The organism is Arsenicicoccus cauae (assembly GCF_009707125.1).
GTDB classification, from domain to species: Bacteria; Actinomycetota; Actinomycetes; order Actinomycetales; family Dermatophilaceae; genus Arsenicicoccus; species Arsenicicoccus cauae.
Genome location: NZ_WLVL01000037.1, coordinates 283,545 through 299,949, shown reverse-complemented (window position 1 = coordinate 299,949; position 16,405 = coordinate 283,545). Strand labels below are relative to the sequence as shown.

Below are 16,405 nucleotides of genomic sequence, written 5' to 3'. Positions count from 1 at the left end.
ATGACCGCACCGCAGCAGGACTCGTCCTCCGGGGCCACTCTCAAGGGCAAGCAGGTCCTGGTGACGGGCTCGGACGGGTTCATCGGCTCGCACCTCGTCGAGCGGCTCGTCGCCGACGGGGCTCAGGTCAAGGCCTTCTGCCTCTACAACTCCAACGGGTCCTTGGGCTGGCTCGACGAGTCACCGAGCTTCCAGCAGGCGCTGAAGGACGGTCAGGCCGAGGTGGTCCTCGGCGACATCCGCGACCCCGAGCACGTGCTGGCGTCCGTGGCGGGCATGGACGTCGTCCTGCACCTCGCGGCCCTCATCGCCATCCCCTTCTCCTACGTCGCGCCCCGGTCCTACGTCGAGACCAATGTCATCGGGACGCTCAACGTCCTCGAGGCCGTCCGTCGCCACGGCACGCCGAGGATGGTCAACACCTCCACCTCCGAGGTCTACGGCACCCCCAAGGAGGTGCCCATCACCGAGACCCACGAGCTGCGCGGCCAGTCCCCGTACTCCGCCACCAAGATCAGCGCGGACAAGATGTGCGAGTCCTACGCGTTGTCCTTCGAGACGCCGGTGACGATCCTGCGCCCGTTCAACACCTACGGCCCGCGCCAGTCGACCCGCGCGGTCATCCCGACGGTGCTGTCGCAGATGCTCGTCGGAGCCGAGGAGATCCGGCTCGGGGCCGTCTCGCCGAAGCGCGACTTCACCTTCGCGACCGACACCGCCGACGGCTTCGTGCGCGCCGCGCTCACCGACGTCGCCCCCGGCGAGGTCATCCAGCTCGGCACCGGTCGCACGGACTCCATCGGCGAGATCGTGGAGATCTGCAAGCAGGTCACCGGCTCGACCGCCCGCATCGTCACCGACGAGGACCGCCTCCGCCCGCCCGGCTCCGAGGTCGAGATCCTGCTCTCCGAGCCCCGCAAGGCCAAGGAGCTGCTGGGCTGGGAGCCCACGGTCTCGCTCGAGGACGGGCTGGCCCAGGTGGCCGAGTGGCTGCGTCCCCGGGTCGACGCCGACAAGGCCGCGAGGTACCACCGATGAGCGACGCCGAGACCGCCCGGCACAGCGTGGGCGGGGAGGCCAACGCCCCGAGCGCCTTCGAGCAGGGCTTCGTGCCGCTGTCCGTCCCCAACATCGGCGAGCTGGAGCGGCGCTACGTGCTCGAGGCCGTCGAGTCCGGCTTCGTGTCCTCGGTCGGACCGTTCGTGTCCGAGTTCGAGGAGCGCTTCGCAGAGTATGTCGGCGCCGGCTACGCCGTCGCGACCTCCTCGGGCACGGCCGCGCTGCACGTCGCGCTGATCCTGCTCGGGGTCGAGCGCGACGACGAGGTGATGGTCAGCGACTTCACGTTCGTCGGGTCGATCAACCCGATCGCCTACCTCGGAGCGCGTGCCGTCCTGGTGGACAGCGACGCCTCCTGGGACCTCGACCCCGACCTGGTGGAGCGCGAGCTGCAGCGTCGCGCCGACGCCGCCGAGCCCCTGCCCAAGGCCCTGGAGGTCGTGCACGTCCTCGGGCAGCCGGCCGACATGGGGCGGCTGCTCGAGGTCTGCGACCGCTTCGGCGTCGCCGTCCTGGAGGACGCCGCGGAGTCCCTCGGCGCCACCTGGACGAGCGGGGCGCTGGCGGGCCGTCATACGGGCACCGTCGGTCGGATCGGCTGCTACTCGTTCAACGGCAACAAGGTCGCCACCACCGGAGGCGGCGGGATGATCGTCACCGACGACGAGGCCCTCGCGCGCCGGGCCAAGCACCTCACGACCCAGGCCAAGGTCCCCGACATCGGTTACCTGCACGACGAGGTCGGCTACAACTACCGCCTCACCAACATCGCCGCCGGGCTCGGTCTGGCCCAGCTGGAGCGGCTGCCCGGCTTCCTCGAGGCGAAGCATCGCATCGCCCGTCGCTACGACGAGGCCTTCGCCGACCTGCCGCTCACGCTTCCCCCGCGTATCGAGGGCACCGAGTCCAACGACTGGCTCTACTCCGTCCTCGTGCCCGAGGACAAGGGCGGCCGGGACGCGTTCATCGCGCACCTGAAGTCGCACCGGGTCCAGGGACGCGCCTTGTGGCGCCCCCTGCACGCGCAGCCGCCGTTCGCGGGGTCGAGCACTCTCGGCGGTGCCGTGGGGGACGACCTGTTCGCTCGTGGCGTGTCCCTGCCGTGCTCCACCGACCTGACCGAGGCCGATCAGCAGCGGGTCGTCGAGGCCGTCCTGGCCTTCTTCGCCTGACCCGTCCGCGCGCTGGCCCGTCCGCCATGATGACGGGGCGCCGGAGGCAACCGCTGATCGGGCGAGGTCTCGGGCACCTGCCGCCGGGTCGGGGCCTGAGGAGGGCCGTATGGCGGTCCGCACCCCCATGCAGTGGACCCCCGAGTCGAACGCCGGCTCCAGCACGGCGGGGGTCCGCACGGCAGCGACCCCGACTCGCAGTACGCCTTCGTGCGGGACCTGATCTTCCGCTACCGCCAGCACCCGGAGCTGGGGTGGGGGCTCCACGAGGTCATCGATCGAGGTCGTTCTCTACGGCTACCGGTGGCCCCGGCGTGCACGGCCCGGACGGCCGCCGACTCTACTGATCCGTGCCCTCCCCCTTGCCGCGATCGTGAGGGTCTGGTCCGACATCCTCGGTCCAAACCCTCACGATTTCTGGGGGTGGCGAAGTCAGGCGGGGACGACGACCCCGGCGCGCAGGAGGGCCCGCGCGGCCTCCTGCCCCAGCTCGGCGGCGGTGGTCTCTCCGCCCTCCAGCATGATGTCGACGGCGGGCCGGCCGGTCGCGGCGATCCGCTGCAGCCCGAGGCGGCTGTCCAGCATGATCTGGGCGTCGTCGGCCGGGACCGGGGAGACCGTCACCCGCAGGTGCGGGCGCAGGCGGAGCCGCGACGCGTCGTCGAGGTCGAGCGCGGCCTGCACCTGCGCGATGGGGGAGATCGGCGAGAGTCGGCGGCTCGACTCGTCGCGGCGGGTCAGGGCGCGAGAGATCGCGGCGTCGTCGAGCTGCTCGATCGCGCGCACCAGCGCCTCCCGCGCGACGGCGAACCCGCTCGTGTCCGAGGCGATGTCGACGCCCAGCGCCAAGGACCGCCGGACCTGCAGGTCGGCGGCCGCCCGGTCGAGGGCGAGCTGGCCGATGACCTCGGCGGCGGCATACGGCGTCCAGGTGTGGACCCCGATGGTGACGTGCGAGGAGATCTCGCCGAAGGTCGAGGCCGCGTGGATCGTGCCCCGCGGGAGGTAGAGGACGTCGCCGGGCTCGAGGGTCACGTCGAGGATCGGCTCGGCCCGGGCAGCCTCCTCGACCTCGCTGCGTCGCTCGGCCCACGGGTGGTGCCGCAGCGGGGCCTCCAGCACGGGGGCGTGCAGGACCCAACGCTTGCGGCCGCTGGTCTGCACGACGAAGACGTCGTGGACGTCGTAGTGGTCGGCGAAGCCCTGGCTCTGCGGCGGCGTGATGTAGGCGTTGATCTGGACGGGGTGGCCGAGGTCGACGGCCAGCTGCTGCCCGAGGTCCACGAGTGGCGGCCAGGTGCGGTGCAGGCCCTGCGCGACGATCGTGGCCCCGCCCGCGAACTCGCGGTGGAGCTGGTCGTCCCCGACCTGGTCGCGCACGCTGGCCCCGACACCGCCCGCCGTGGTGAACAGGCTGTCGGGCAGCGGGGACCCGTCCTTGGCCAGCCGCAGGAAGGGCGCCCTCAGACCGCGACGGGACACCATCTCGTCCACCGCGCCGGGACCGAACAGGTCGGTGAAGTCCCGTCCGTCCTCGGCCAGGGCCTCGGCGCCCGTGCGCAGCAGCGGACGACGGCCCCAGACCTCGGCGGCGAAGGTCTCGACGTCGCCGACGAGGCGGGCGAGCGCCGGGCGGGCGCTCGCCTCCTCACCGGCGGGGGTGGTCGTGCGACTCGCGGTGCCGGCCGTCATGCCCCGGGCTCGATCGTGGGACCGCGTCCCTCGGACTGGTCCTCGTCGAGGTCGGCGCCGGCGAGCTCGGGGTCGTCCCCGTCCGTCGAGGGGGTGGTCTCGTCGGCGTCCCCCGACTGACCGGTGCTGCTCTCGTCCTGGGTGGGGTAGAGCCCGGAGCGCGACACCTGGCCGGCGTCTCCGTCCTGGGCCTGGTCCATCACCGAGGGCTCCTCGGGCTGCTGCGTGGTCATGCCTGCCTCCTCGCGTCGCGGATCTGGTGCCTGGACCATACCGAGCCGAGGCCCCCGGCATACGTGGCAGGTGGTGAGGGACACGCCTCCCGGCCGCCGCCGGGAGACCCGGGCGCAGGTAGGCTCGGCCCGTGGCTTCCAACACCGACTTCGACCTGTTCACGACCTCCGAGGAGCACGAGGAGCTCCGCGCGATGCTGCGCGAGGTGGTCGCCGACAAGATCGCCCCCGCTGCCGCCGAGGTGGACGAGCAGGGGGTCTTCCCCCAGGTCGCCTACGACGCCCTGCGCCAGGTCGACCTGCAGGCGCCGCACGTCGCCGAGGAGTACGACGGCGTGGGCCTGGACGCCCTCGGCACCTGCATCGTCATCGAGGAGGTGGCCCGCGGGTGCGCCTCCTCCTCGCTGATCCCCGCGGTCAACAAGCTCGGCTCGATGCCGGTGATCCTGGCCGGCTCGGAGGAGGTCAGGCGCCGCTACCTGCCGCCGATGGCCCGCGGCGAGGCGATGTTCTCCTACGGCCTGTCCGAGCGGGAGGCCGGGTCCGACACGGCCGGCATGCGTACCCGGGCCCGCCGCGAGGGCGACGACTGGATCCTCAACGGCACCAAGGCCTGGATCACCAACGCCGGGGTCTCGGAGTTCTACACCGTCCTCGCGGTCAGCGACCCCGACGGCCGCCGCGGCGCCAACGTCACCGCCTTCGTGGTGGAGAAGGGCGACGAGGGCTTCGGCTTCTCCGAGCCCGAGCGCAAGCTCGGCATCAAGGGCAGCCCCACCCGCGAGCTGCACCTCGACAACGTCCGCATCGGCGATGACCGCCGCGTGGGCGAGGTCGGCGACGGCCTCAAGATCGCGCTGCGCACCCTCGACCACACCCGCATCACGATCGGCGCCCAGGCCGTCGGCATCGCGCAAGGAGCCCTCGACGCGGCCGTGGCCTACGTCAAGGAGCGCAAGCAGTTCGGCAAGGCGATCGCGGAGTTCCAGGGCATGCAGTTCATGCTCGCGGACATGGCCATGGAGCTGGAGGTGGCGCGGCAGATGGTCTACGTCGCCGCCGCGAAGTCCGAGCGCGGCGACGCCGACCTGCCGTTCTTCGGCGCAGCCGCCAAGTGCTTCGCCTCCGACATGGCGATGAAGGTCACCACCGACGCGGTCCAGGCCCTCGGCGGCGCCGGCTACACCAAGGACTTCCCGGTCGAGCGGATGATGCGCGACGCCAAGATCACCCAGATCTACGAGGGCACCAACCAGGTGCAGCGCCTGGTCATGGCGCGTCAGCTGCTCAAGGGCTGACCGGCCGTATGACGCCCGACGCCTCCGTCGTCGCCGTGGTCGTGACCTGGAACCGCCACGACCTGCTCCTCGAGGTGCTGGGGGCGCTGCGCGCCCAGACCCTGCCGGTCTCGCGGGTCGTCGTCGTCGACAACGCCTCCACGGACGGCACCGCCGAGACCCTGCGGTCCCAGGCCGACGACGTCGTGACCGTCACCGCGCGCACCAACACCGGTGGCGCCGGGGGTTTCGCGCTCGGCATACGGCGGGCTCTCGAGCTGGGGTGCGACGCGGTCTGGCTCATGGACGACGACACCGTGCCGGAGCCCGGGGCGCTCGCCGCCCTCGTCCGGGCCCGCGACGAGTTCCCCCTCGGCACACCGGCCGTCGTGGCCAGCCGGGTCGTGTGGACCGACGGGCGCGACCACCCGATGAACACCCCTCGGCCGTCGCCGTTCGCGTCGTCGGGGGAGCGGGAGGCGGCGGCGTCGGTCGGCTGCGTGCCGGTGCGGTCCGCGTCCTTCGTGTCGATCCTGTGCGACGGCGCCGCGGTCCGGGAGCGGGGGCTGCCGGTGGCCGACTACTTCCTGTGGAACGACGACTTCGAGTACTCCACGCGCCTGATCCGGGGTGGTCACGGTCTGGCCTGCCCGGCATCCGTCGTCGTGCACAAGACGCGGACCTTCGGGTCGACCGACGCCGACCCGGGGCCACGCTTCTACTACGAGGTGCGCAACAAGGTGTGGATGTGGACGCGCTCGCGCTCGCTCTCTCCGGTGGAGAAGGCCGTCTACGGCGGCTCCTCGCTGCTGCGGTGGGGGCGGACCGTCGCGCGGTCGCGGGACCGGGGAACGCTGGTGCAGGGCCTGGTCAGGGGCCTGCGCGACGGGGTGGTCCGTGGCCCGCGACGCACGGAGGACGTACTGGCCGAGGCCGTGGGGGAGCAGGCGTGACCGAGGTGAGCGGGCTGCCGTTCAGCGTGCTGATGTGCGTCTACCGCGGCGACGACCCGGAGCACCTGCGCGAGGCCCTCGACTCCGTGACGGTGGAGCAGACGCGGCGCCCCGCGCAGGTCGTGCTGGTGCAGGACGGCCCGGTGCCGACCCCGCTCGACGAGGCGATCCAGCGGCTGGTGGCGGGGGCGGTGGTGCCGGTGGAGCTCGTGCGCCTGCCGGTCAACCGCGGTCTCGGGGTCGCCCTCACCGCTGGGCTCGCGCGATGCGCCCACGACGTGGTGGCCCGCATGGACGCCGACGACATCGCGCTGCCCGAGCGGTTCGCGGTGCAGCTGCCCGTCATCGAGCGGGGCGCCGACGTGGTGGGGTCGGGGATGCTGGAGATCGGGCGCGGTCGCGACGACGTGGTCGGTCGCCGGGTGCCGCCGCTGACCCCCGAGCGGATCGTCGAGTCCTCCCGGATGGCGCAGCCGTTCAACCACCCGACCGTGGTCTACCGCCGGTCTGCCGTCGAGGCCGCGGGGGGCTACCAGGACTTCAAGCAGATGGAGGACTACCTCCTGTTCGCCCGGATGATCCAGGGCGGGGCGCGGGTGGCCAACGTCGCCGACCCCCTGCTGTGCTACCGGGTGGGCGAGGGCGCCTACGCCCGGCGGGGCGGGTGGTCGATGCTGCGCACCGAGCTGGCCCTGCAGCGGCGCTTCCTCCGGATGGGGTTCACGACCCCGGCGCAGTGCGTGCGCAACGTGCTCGTCCGCGGGGTCTACCGCCTGGTGCCCGAGCAGCTGCGGCGTGTGGCCTACGGCGCGATCATGGCGCGCCGCGGCGAGCGCTGACCCGCCTCGGACCGGTCCTCAGGGGAGGGGCTGGTCGTTCTTGATCTTGTCGAAGAACGCCTGCGCCTTGGTCGTGTCCCACTTGACCGCCACGCCGGCCGCCGTGGGGTAGGCCGGGTTGGAGATCGGCACGACCAGCGACTGGCCGTCTGCGCCGGACGAGGCCCGCATGGCCTGCAGGACGCGGGTGAGGTCGGCCGGGGAGGTGCCGTCCCCGATCTTGACGCCCTCGGCCGCGCTGTGCGTGAAGCCCCAGTACCGCCAGGGGAGCAGGACGGTGGCAGGGCTGGCGGCCTTGCGCATGATGGCGCCGAGGAACTGGCGCTGGCGCTTGGCCCGACCGAGGTCGCCCTCGGGGTCGGAGTACCGCGACCGCACGAAGCCCAGCGCCTGCGGCCCGCTGAGCGTCTGCTCGCCCTTCGTGAGGTTGATGCCGGCCTTCTCGTCGACCATGTCGAACGGCACGTTCACGGACACGCCGCCGAGCGAGTCCACGACCCTGGCGAACCCGCCGAAGCCGATCTCGACGTAGCCGTCCACGTGCACGCCGGTCGCCTGCTCCACGGTCTCGACGAGCAGCGTCGGCCCCCCGATGGAGTAGGCGGCGTTGATCTTGTTGCGGTGGTGTCCCGGGATCGGCACGTAGGAGTCGCGCGGCAGCGACACGAGCGCCGACCTCTGCCCGGTCTCGGAGACGTGGACGAGGATGATCGAGTCGGTCCGCTGCCCCGCGTCGTCGCCGGTCGCGAGCTGCTGCTGCTCCTCGGAGCTGAGCCCGGCCCGCGAGTCCGAGCCCACGAGCAGGTAGTTGAAGCCGCTCACCCGCGCGGGACGGTCCCCCGCAGGGGAGGCGTCCACGGTGGACACGGAGCTCCACGCGTGCAGCGGGGTGATGACGAGGAAGGCGATCCAGGCCAGCAGCGCCACGAGCAGCAGCGCCACCACCCGCCGACGGCGGTGCACCCGCCGCGGCGGGCGACCCGGTCGCGCGCCGTGGTGACGCTCCGGGGGCCGGGTCGGCGGCGGCTGGACGGGCCGGGGCGACTGGGCGGGCATCTGCCGGGTGCCGGAGCGGACGTCGTCCCCGTGGTCGTATGCCGCGCCCGCCGGGTAGGCCGGGCCGCCGTGACGGGGTTGGTCCCCCCAGCCGGCGTCGTGCCCGTCGCCCCGCCTGTCGTCAGGCATGTCATCACGGTCGCGGGATTCTTCAGGAGGGCGGCGACCGGTGATGCGACTCGCGCCCCCCAAAGGGTTGCGCGGGCTGGACATCCGGCCGCGACGCTTGCGCGTGTCGACGACGTAGGAATCGGTGTCGTCGTGCGGGTGTCGGTCGTCAGCGGGCGTCATCGGTCGGGCCGGCCTCCGGGTCGGGGACGTCGGTCATGTCTTCGGGACGCATCACCGTAGCCCCAGGTTGCCCCTGGGGCCTGGACGCCACCTCCGGGTGTCGGGCGGCGGCCTCGTCGAGGGCGATGCGGCGGGAGAGCCGGGTGAACCGCACGTCCATCTCGCGGAAGCGCAGGTGGGTGCTCATCATGTAGCCGAGGAAGGCGATCACCAGGATGTAGAGCACCAGGTCGGTGCCACGTCCGACGCCCACGGCCCGGGCCAGGCCGACCCAGACCGACGGGAAGATGATCGAGTACACCGCGAAGGCGGCGAACGCGAACATGCCGAGGCGGCGGATGGCCTGGGTGCGCGCACCCCGCGCCGTGGTCATCCGCAGGAGCACGACGACGACGGCGGCGATCAGCGCGAGCTGGATGAGGGCCTTCACTTGAACATCAGCTCCACGAGGATGTTGACCGAGTTCCACAGGGACTGGCCCTTGGAGACCGAGTAGTCGGTGTAGAGGATGTGGACCGGCTCCTCGGCGTATCGCACGCGTCGGCCGTCGATCTGCAGCGCCCCGATCTGCGCGACGATCTCCGAGGCGTGGGCCATGCGGTTCATCGTGATGTCGAGCCGCTCGACGACAGGCCTGGACAGCACCCGCAGCCCGTTGTGCGCGTCGGTGAGGCGGGTGCCGGTGGAGAGGTTGGTGTAGGCGACGGCCAGGCGCAGCACGAGCTTCTTGAGCGGGCTGGGCTGGGTGCGCTCGTCCAGGAACCGCGACCCGAAGATCACGTCGAGGTCGTCGCGGCGGATGCGGTCGAGCATCCGCAGGACGTCGTCCACCTGGTGCTGGCCGTCCGCGTCGAAGGTGACGACGTACTCCATCCCCGGGTCGGTCAGGGCGAACTCGAAACCGGTCTGCAGGGCGGCGCCCTGCCCCATGTTGACCGGGTGCTGGACGAGTCGGGCCCCGGCCGCGAGGGCGCGTGCCGCGCTCTCGTCCTTGGACCCGTCGTCGACGCACACGATGTTGGGGAAGGTCCGGCGGGCATGCGTGATGACGTCGCCGATCACCGTCGCCTCGTTGTAGAGGGGGACGACCAGCCAGACGTTCTCGTTCACGCGCGCCACGATACGTGCCTTTCCGCGGAGGCGGTCGGCGCCATGCGGGCGGGGAGGCGCGAGCGGTCGCGCACGCCCGTCTAGGGTGGGCGCATGACCGATCGGGCCGTCACCGTCCTGCTGACCGTGTATGCCGGGGTGCGGGCACCTCACCTGCGGGAGGCCCTGGAGAGCGTGGCCGCCCAGACCCGGGTGCCCGACGAACTGGTGGTCGTGGCCGACGGCCCGCTCACTCCCGAGCTCGAGGCCGTGCTCGCGACGCACCGCCCGGCGTGTCGATCGCGGCTGGTCCGCCTGCCCCGCAACCTTGGGTCCGGACCGGCCTCCCAGGCGGGCATGGCGGCCGTCACCGGGGACTGGGTCGCCAGGGCCGACGCCGATGACGTGTCCGTCCCCCACCGCCTGGAGCGTCAGCTCGCGGCGCTCGACGAGGCGCAGGCCGCGGGACGCCCGCTGGACGTCGTGGGTGCCGCGATGACCGAGTTCTCCGACGCGGGAGACCTGGCGGGCGCAGGCGGGGGCAGGCCTGCCGGGCGTCAGGTGCTGGGGGTGCGCAGGCTCCCCTCCGGCCACGACGCGATCGCGGCGTACCTGCGGATCAACAACCCGATCAACAACCCGACCCTGCTCGTCCGCGCGCAGGCCGTGAGGGCGGTCGGCGGGTATCGCGCGGTCCCGTTCATGGAGGACTACGACCTGATGGCGCGGCTCCTCGCCGCCGGCTGTCGCTTCGCCAACCTCGACGAGCCGCTCGTGCTCTTTCGCATGAGCGGCGAGACGATGAAGCGGCGCACGGGGGCCCGCATCCTGCAGGGGGAGTGGCAGATGCAGCGCAACCTCCAGGCGTACGGCATCACGCGGGGGTGGCAGCGCTGCCGTAACCTCGTGCTGCGCCTGGGGTTCCGACTCCTGCCGAGCGGGCTCCTGAACCGCGCGTACTCCGCTCTCTTCCGACGCTGAAGGACCCTCGTGGACATCCAGAACCACCACTACGGCCACGCCTCCGTCATGGCCCGCCACGCCGGCCTGTCCCGGCCCCGGCACGTGCGCGGTCTGCTGCAGCACGGCTGGACAGTGGAGTCACCCATGGCCACCCACTTCGCGGACTTCCCCGACGTCGAGGCGTCGGGACGTCGTGAGCTGTTCGTCTGGACCCACCACGCCCGGGGCTGGGACCCCGCGGAGGAGTCGCGCCGGACGCGGGCGGTCGGCGCGCCATGGGCCTACCTCGTGGCCGACGCCGCCCTGGACCTCACCCCGCCGGGGGAGGGCACGCTGATCTTTCCGCTGCACGGCTCGCACATCGACGCCGTGGTCGGTGACCAGGCCGCCCTGGCGCGCTACTACGCCGAGACCGAGGGGCCGTGCACGATCTCGGTGCACGTCGAGGACCTCGGCCGGCCCGAGGTGATCGAGGCCTGGACCTCGGCCGGTCACACCCTCGTGTCCGCGGGCGCGCGTGGCGACGTCGACTTCCTGCCCAGGATCCTGGCGATGATCCTGCGTCACCGCCGTGTCGTGTCCAACCGGCTCATGACCTCGATCCTGTATGCCGCGTCCATCGGTCGCGAGGTCGCGGTGCACGGTGACCCCCTGTCGTTCGCGTTCGAGAGCGACGCCGCGATCCGCCGGATCGAGGAGCTGTGGCCCGAGCTCCACGGCTCGCGCACCGACGGCGCCACCGTCCAGGCGATCGCCCGGGACGAGCTGGGCTTCCAGCACGTGCTGCCGGCGCGTGAGCTGCGCGAGGCCTTCGGCTGGGCGCGCCCGGTGAGCCCGGGCCCGGCCTTCGACTACTGGCTCCGCGCGCCGCTGCAGAAGGCCCTCAACGTCGTGGGCGTGGGCAGGCGTGACGAGGGGTTCGTGGCGGCCAAGGGACGACCGGACCCGATGCTGTGGCTGAGGCACCCCCTGTCCCACCTGCCCCGGGGGCTCCCGAGGCGCCTGCCCCAGGTGGACCCTTTGCCGGAGCCGCTGCACGTGGGCGACGCCCCGGTCCTGCCCTGAGCTCAGCCGCGCATGACGCGGACGAACCTCGCGCCGGCCAGCGCCACGCACAGCAGCGCCAGGGGCGCTCGGACGTACCACGCGGCGGCCCCCTCGATCGGTGCCAGGGCGCCGGCCACGCACAGCACGGTCCCGGTGGCGACGGCGGGCGCCATGGTCGCGGGCCGCCAGCGCTCCGAAGACACGTGGCGGGAGAGCAGCCAGGCGCCGAAGGCGAGCGCGGCGTAGGTCACGGTCATCCCGGCCGCGGTGACGGGGACGTCGCCGGTCCGGCTCAGGGCCACCGCGGCCAGGGTGCCGAGGATCACGCTGAGCGGCGTCACGACAGCGAGACCCGTGCTGCGACCCTCCGCGAAGACGAGGTGCACGCTGCCGAGATAGACCACGGAGAGAAGTCCCCCGAGCGCCATCCAGGCCACCGCCGGCGTCATGGAGGCCGGGTCGAAGCGCGCATCGGCGAGCACCACCAGCACGAGCGGTGCCACTGCCGACACGAAGCCGGAGGCCGCCGCCGTGATCAGGGCGATGTCGCGCCCGGTTCCCTCGATCAAGGGGGCGCGCTCACCCCTGGGCGCGGCGTAGACGAGCGGCGCCCACGCGTTGTTGAGCGCCGTGGTCAGGACGCTGGGGGCCGATCCGAGGAGGATCGCCAGCTGCATGCGACCGGCGTCGGTCGTCCCGAAGGCATGGTTGACGACGAACACGAGCACGGCCGTCGAGAGGTACAGCCCGACCGCGTGCGGGACGGTGGGGACGCCGATGCGCAGGGCACGGGTCAGGTCTCCCCGCTGGGGCCGTGGGCGGGCGCCCCGGACGGTGAGGGCCAGGCCCAGCACCCCTGCCAGGAGATAGCCTGCGGCCAGGCCCGCGACGTAGTCGACGGCGGTCGCGCGATGGAGCAGCACCAGGCCCAGACCGATGACCGGGCCCCCCAGCGTGGCCACGAGCGCCAGCGCGACGAAGGGCAGCGGCCGGTCGACGACGCGCAGGAAGGCCTGGGCGTTCGCCATACCGGCGAATCCCGCCGCCGCGACGCAGCCCAGCGCCACCAGCCAGGGGTCGTGGACGCGCACGACGAGGTCCAGCGCGGGCGCCGCGACCGCGGCGAGCACGCACAGGCCTGCCGCGATGGCCGAGGCCCGCACGGTGAGGGCCGAGGCCCCAGGCACCCCGGACGCCTCGATCAGACCGTGCCGCGTGATGGCTGCGGCCAGCCCGAGGCTGCAGACCAGCATGGTGACCTGGATGAGCTGGATGAGGAGCGAGACCCGGCCGAACTCCACGCTCCCCACCGCGCGGGTCACCGCCGGCGTCACGAGGGCGTTCGCCAGGATCGGTGCCGCGGTGCCGATGGTGTAGACCATGCCGCGTCCGAGGACCGCCCTGCTGCTGCCGTTCGCGGCCGTCGAGCTCATGGCGCAAGGCAACCACGACCCACGCCTCGGCCTCACCTCGGACACGCGACCGGCAGCCACCGAGCCGACTACAGGGGGTGAAGTAGGGTGAAGCGACACCTCGCCGCACACCTCTTGGGAGTATCGCGTGAACCCAGATCTCGTCGTCGTCGGCGCCGGCCTCTTCGGGCTGACCGTCGCCCAGCAGGTGGCGGAGCGCTTCGGCCGCAAGGTCCTGGTCCTGGACCGTCGCCGCCACGTGGGGGGCAACGCCTACAGCGAGATCGACCCCGAGACGGGGATCGAGGTGCACAAGTACGGCGCGCACCTGTTCCACACGTCCAACGAGCGGGTGTGGGACTACGTCAACCGGTTCACGTCCTTCACGGGCTACCAGCACCGCGTCTACACCAGCCACGGCGGCGAGGTCTACCCCATGCCGATCAACCTCGGCACGATCAACCAGTTCTTCCGCGCCGCTTACTCCCCAGACGAGGCACGGGCCCTGATCCGTGAGCAGTCTGCCGAGCTGGGCGACAAGGAGCCCGAGAACTTCGTCGAGAAGGGCGTCTCGCTGATCGGCCGACCGCTCTACGAGGCGTTCATCGCCCACTACACCGCAAAGCAGTGGCAGACGGACCCGGAGAAGCTGTCGGCCGACATCATCAGCCGCCTCCCCGTGCGCTTCACCTACGACAACCGCTACTTCAACGACACCTACGAGGGTCTGCCCACCCGTGGCTACACCCACTGGCTGCAGACCATGGCCGACCACCCGGGCATCGAGGTGCGCCTCGAGACGGACTTCTTCGACGAGAGCCAGGACCTGTCCAAGGGCAACGTCGTCGGCAACGTCCCCGTCGTCTACACCGGCCCCGTCGACCGTTACTTCGACTACCAGGCGGGCCGCCTCGGCTGGCGGACCATCGACCTGGAGGAGGAGCGCCTGGACGTCGGTGACTTCCAGGGGTGCCCGGTGATGAACTACCCGGACGCAGACGTGCCGTTCACACGCATCCTGGAGTTCCGCCACTTCCACCCCGAGCGGGACATGGCCAAGGACAAGACGATCATCCACCGCGAGTACTCCCGCTTCGCCGGTGACAGCGACGAGCCGTACTACCCGGTCAACACCCCCGAGGACCGCCAGCAGCTGCTGGCCTACCGCGACCTGGGGCGTGCGGAGCAGGGGGTCCTGTTCGGGGGCCGCCTCGGCACCTACAAGTACTTCGACATGCACATGGCCATCGGCGCCGCGCTCAGCATGGTCGACAACAAGCTCGCCCCGCACTTCGAGCGCGGCGAGGCGCTGGTCAGTGGAGGAGTGGACGCGTGAGCGAGGCTGGGACCACCATGACGACCCGACGTCCGATTCGTGGACGTCGCCCCGTCGACGATCTCGCTGGCGAGGGTCGACGCACGGCGATGCGGGTCATCTTCCCGTACGACGGCGACCTGGACACCCTCAACCTGTACATCGACCTGCCGAAAGGTGCCAGCCAGGAGGAGGTCCACCCCGACGACGTCCTGGGACGGCACAGCGTGCGCGTCCGCCCGGGTCGACGACTGTCCATGGGGTCCTACTTCAACGCCTTCCCGGCGTCCTACTGGCGACGGTGGACGGTGGCGACCGAGACCCGCCTGACGGTCCGCACGCGAGGCGAGGGCGCGGTGATCGTCTACCGCTCCAACGCGCGCGGCAACCAGCAGCGTGTGGACTCCGTGCGTGTGGACGGCGAGACCACGTCCACGTTCGACCTGCCGTTCACGACCTTCGGCGACGGCGGCTGGTACTGGTTCGACCTCGTGGCGGGGACCGACGGCATGGTCCTCGAGGGCGCCGACTGGTCCGTCGCCGAGAGCGACCGCCCCTACGGGACGGTCAGCCTGGGTGTCACGACCTTCAACCGGGCCGACTACTGCGTCCGCAACCTCGGCGTGGTCGCCGACGACGAGGACCTGCGCGCCGTCCTCGACGAGATGATCATCGTCGACCAGGGCACCAAGCTGGTCGAGGACGAGCCCGAGTTCCCCGCGCTCGCAGAGCGGATGGGGGAGCAGCTGCGCGTCATCCGGCAGGACAACCTCGGTGGCTCGGGTGGGTTCGCCCGCAACCAGTACGAGGCGGCCGTGGGAGGCAGGAGCGACTACGTCGTCATGCTCGACGACGACATCCAGCTCGAGCCCGAGTCCATCATCCGCATCACGACCTTCGCCGACCTGTGCCGCAGGCCCACCCTGGTGGGCGGCCACATGTTCGACCTGCTCAACAAGTCGGTCCTGCACACCTTCGGCGAGATCGTCGATCCCTACCGCTGGCAGCCCGCGCTGCCGGGGCCCGACCAGTACCTTGGTCACGACTTCGCGCGGACCCCGCTGCGCAAGACGGCCTGGATGCACCAGCGCGTCGACGTCGACTACAACGGCTGGTGGATGTGCCTCATCCCCACCCAGGTCATCCGTGAGATCGGGCTGTCCCTGCCCGTCTTCATCAAGTGGGACGACGCCGAGTACGGCCTGCGCGCGAAGGCGGCGGGCTACCACACGGTCTCGCTGCCGGGGGCGGCCTGCTGGCACGTCTCCTGGATCGACAAGGACGACCTGGTGGGGTGGCAGGCCTACTTCCACACCCGCAACCGGCTCATCTCCGGCCTGCTCCACAGCCCGTACCCCTACGGTGGCGAGCTGGTCCGCCGGGCAGAGATGGACGACGTCAAGCACCTGGTCTCCATGCAGTACTACACGGTCGAGGGGCGTCTGCAGGCGCAACGAGACCTGCTGGCCGGTCCGGACCGTCTCCACGAGATCCTCCCTCAGCGCCTCCCGGAGCTCCGGGCCCGTATGGCGAACCACGACGACAGCACGCTGCGGCCCGAGGTGGACGAGTTCCCGCAGGTGCATGCGCCCAAGCCGCGTCGTCCACGCAGGTGGGGGACCCCGTCGATGAGCCGGATGGTCCTCGAAGGGGGCAAGGCCGTGGCCCGGCAGTTCCTCCCGCTGCGTGAGGGCGCCGAGCACAACCCGCAGACCCTGATCGCCCACAAGGACAACAAGTGGTGGAACGTCGCCCAGTACGACAGCGCGCTGGTGACGAACGCCGAGGGCACCGGCATCGCGTGGTACCGCCGCAAGCCGGAGCTCATGCGGTCCATGCTGCGTGAGTCGGCGACCAACCACGCCAGGATCCTCGCCGAGTTCCCCAGGCTCCGTCAGGCCTACCAGGAGGCTCTGCCCCGCATCACGTCCTTCGAGGCGTGGGAGCGGACCTTCGGCATCGAGCCGCGGGACCGCGGCACCGAGCAGTGAGGACGAGCAGCGCTCC

15 protein-coding genes are annotated in these 16,405 nt (G+C 71.7%); 9 read left to right on the top strand and 6 right to left on the bottom strand.

Annotation, left to right across the window (positions count from 1 at the left end):
• Positions 1–1,038: a GDP-mannose 4,6-dehydratase gene (locus GGG17_RS10070; RefSeq protein ID WP_154593546.1), complete on the top strand. Its 1,038-nt coding sequence runs from the start codon at positions 1–3 to the stop codon at positions 1,036–1,038.
• Positions 1,035–2,231 carry an aminotransferase class I/II-fold pyridoxal phosphate-dependent enzyme gene (locus tag GGG17_RS10065; RefSeq protein ID WP_154593545.1) on the top strand — a complete coding sequence of 399 codons (1,197 nt, stop codon included), beginning with the start codon at positions 1,035–1,037 and terminating at the stop codon, positions 2,229–2,231. Before GGG17_RS10070 ends, GGG17_RS10065 begins: the two co-directional genes overlap by 4 nt.
• Positions 2,232–2,663: 432 nt before the next feature.
• Here the strand turns inward: GGG17_RS10065 and GGG17_RS10060 are convergent, their stop codons facing one another.
• On the bottom strand, positions 2,664–3,923 hold the full coding sequence (locus GGG17_RS10060) for a cupin domain-containing protein (protein WP_154593544.1): 1,260 nt from the start codon (positions 3,921–3,923) through the stop codon (positions 2,664–2,666).
• On the bottom strand, positions 3,920–4,156 hold the full coding sequence (locus GGG17_RS10055) for a hypothetical protein (RefSeq protein ID WP_154593543.1): 237 nt from the start codon (positions 4,154–4,156) through the stop codon (positions 3,920–3,922). The genes GGG17_RS10060 and GGG17_RS10055 overlap by 4 nt, the downstream gene beginning before the upstream one ends.
• A gap of 131 nt (positions 4,157–4,287) precedes the next feature.
• On the opposite strand from GGG17_RS10055, the gene GGG17_RS10050 reads away from it, so the two are divergent.
• The 3 genes from GGG17_RS10050 to GGG17_RS16015 are packed head-to-tail and all read left to right on the top strand — an operon-like array spanning position 4,288 to position 7,225.
• On the top strand, positions 4,288–5,454 hold the full coding sequence (locus GGG17_RS10050; protein WP_311966587.1) for an acyl-CoA dehydrogenase family protein: 1,167 nt from the start codon (positions 4,288–4,290) through the stop codon (positions 5,452–5,454).
• A gap of 8 nt (positions 5,455–5,462) precedes the next feature.
• On the top strand, positions 5,463–6,386 hold the full coding sequence (locus GGG17_RS16020; protein WP_195849192.1) for a glycosyltransferase family 2 protein: 924 nt from the start codon (positions 5,463–5,465) through the stop codon (positions 6,384–6,386).
• Entirely contained in the window at positions 6,383–7,225 is an 843-nt protein-coding gene (locus tag GGG17_RS16015) for a glycosyltransferase (protein ID WP_311966586.1), read from the top strand. The genes GGG17_RS16020 and GGG17_RS16015 overlap by 4 nt, the downstream gene beginning before the upstream one ends.
• A gap of 18 nt (positions 7,226–7,243) precedes the next feature.
• Here the strand turns inward: GGG17_RS16015 and GGG17_RS10040 are convergent, their stop codons facing one another.
• The 3 genes from GGG17_RS10040 to GGG17_RS10030 all read right to left on the bottom strand — a co-directional run bounded on the left by GGG17_RS10040 (position 7,244) and on the right by GGG17_RS10030 (position 9,682).
• The gene (locus tag GGG17_RS10040; protein ID WP_230082856.1) at positions 7,244–8,410 is read right to left on the bottom strand and encodes an LCP family protein; all 1,167 of its coding nucleotides are present in this window, start codon (positions 8,408–8,410) and stop codon (positions 7,244–7,246) included.
• A 148-nt stretch (positions 8,411–8,558) separates the two neighbouring features.
• Positions 8,559–9,002 (bottom strand): DUF2304 domain-containing protein, encoded by a 444-nt coding sequence (locus GGG17_RS10035; RefSeq protein WP_286959036.1) that lies wholly within the window; start codon positions 9,000–9,002, stop codon positions 8,559–8,561.
• Entirely contained in the window at positions 8,999–9,682 is a 684-nt protein-coding gene (locus GGG17_RS10030) for a glycosyltransferase family 2 protein (protein ID WP_288798609.1), read from the bottom strand. The genes GGG17_RS10035 and GGG17_RS10030 overlap by 4 nt, the downstream gene beginning before the upstream one ends.
• A gap of 93 nt (positions 9,683–9,775) precedes the next feature.
• Here GGG17_RS10030 and GGG17_RS10025 point away from each other — a divergent pair, with 93 nt between their 5' ends.
• The gene (locus tag GGG17_RS10025) at positions 9,776–10,642 is read left to right on the top strand and encodes a glycosyltransferase (RefSeq protein ID WP_154593542.1); all 867 of its coding nucleotides are present in this window, start codon (positions 9,776–9,778) and stop codon (positions 10,640–10,642) included.
• Between the two features lie 9 nt (positions 10,643–10,651).
• Complete coding sequence (locus tag GGG17_RS10020; protein ID WP_154593541.1) at positions 10,652–11,689, top strand: hypothetical protein; 1,038 nt, start codon at positions 10,652–10,654, stop codon at positions 11,687–11,689.
• Positions 11,690–11,691: 2 nt separating this feature from the next.
• Here GGG17_RS10020 and GGG17_RS10015 read toward each other — a convergent pair whose 3' ends face one another.
• On the bottom strand, positions 11,692–13,104 hold the full coding sequence (locus GGG17_RS10015) for a lipopolysaccharide biosynthesis protein (protein WP_154593540.1): 1,413 nt from the start codon (positions 13,102–13,104) through the stop codon (positions 11,692–11,694).
• Positions 13,105–13,231: 127 nt separating this feature from the next.
• On the opposite strand from GGG17_RS10015, the gene glf reads away from it, so the two are divergent.
• Together glf and GGG17_RS10005 are read left to right on the top strand one after the other, a co-directional pair.
• Entirely contained in the window at positions 13,232–14,419 is a 1,188-nt protein-coding gene (glf, locus tag GGG17_RS10010) for a UDP-galactopyranose mutase (RefSeq protein ID WP_311966585.1), read from the top strand.
• Positions 14,416–16,389 carry a glycosyltransferase gene (locus GGG17_RS10005; protein WP_311966584.1) on the top strand — a complete coding sequence of 658 codons (1,974 nt, stop codon included), beginning with the start codon at positions 14,416–14,418 and terminating at the stop codon, positions 16,387–16,389. Before glf ends, GGG17_RS10005 begins: the two co-directional genes overlap by 4 nt.
• Positions 16,390–16,405 lie beyond the last annotated feature (16 nt).

Excerpts from the sequence above, each read along its gene's own strand:
- GGG17_RS10070 (WP_154593546.1), top strand. The coding sequence starts at position 1 with ATGACCGCACCGCAGCAGGACTCGTCCTCCGGGGCCACTCTCAAGGGC.
- GGG17_RS10065 (WP_154593545.1), top strand. The coding sequence starts at position 1,035 with ATGAGCGACGCCGAGACCGCCCGGCACAGCGTGGGCGGGGAGGCCAAC.
- GGG17_RS10060 (WP_154593544.1), bottom strand. The coding sequence starts at position 3,923 with ATGACGGCCGGCACCGCGAGTCGCACGACCACCCCCGCCGGTGAGGAG.
- GGG17_RS10055 (WP_154593543.1), bottom strand. The coding sequence starts at position 4,156 with ATGACCACGCAGCAGCCCGAGGAGCCCTCGGTGATGGACCAGGCCCAG.
- GGG17_RS16020 (WP_195849192.1), top strand. The coding sequence starts at position 5,463 with ATGACGCCCGACGCCTCCGTCGTCGCCGTGGTCGTGACCTGGAACCGC.
- GGG17_RS10040 (WP_230082856.1), bottom strand. The coding sequence starts at position 8,410 with ATGCCTGACGACAGGCGGGGCGACGGGCACGACGCCGGCTGGGGGGAC.
- GGG17_RS10025 (WP_154593542.1), top strand. The coding sequence starts at position 9,776 with ATGACCGATCGGGCCGTCACCGTCCTGCTGACCGTGTATGCCGGGGTG.
- GGG17_RS10015 (WP_154593540.1), bottom strand. The coding sequence starts at position 13,104 with ATGAGCTCGACGGCCGCGAACGGCAGCAGCAGGGCGGTCCTCGGACGC.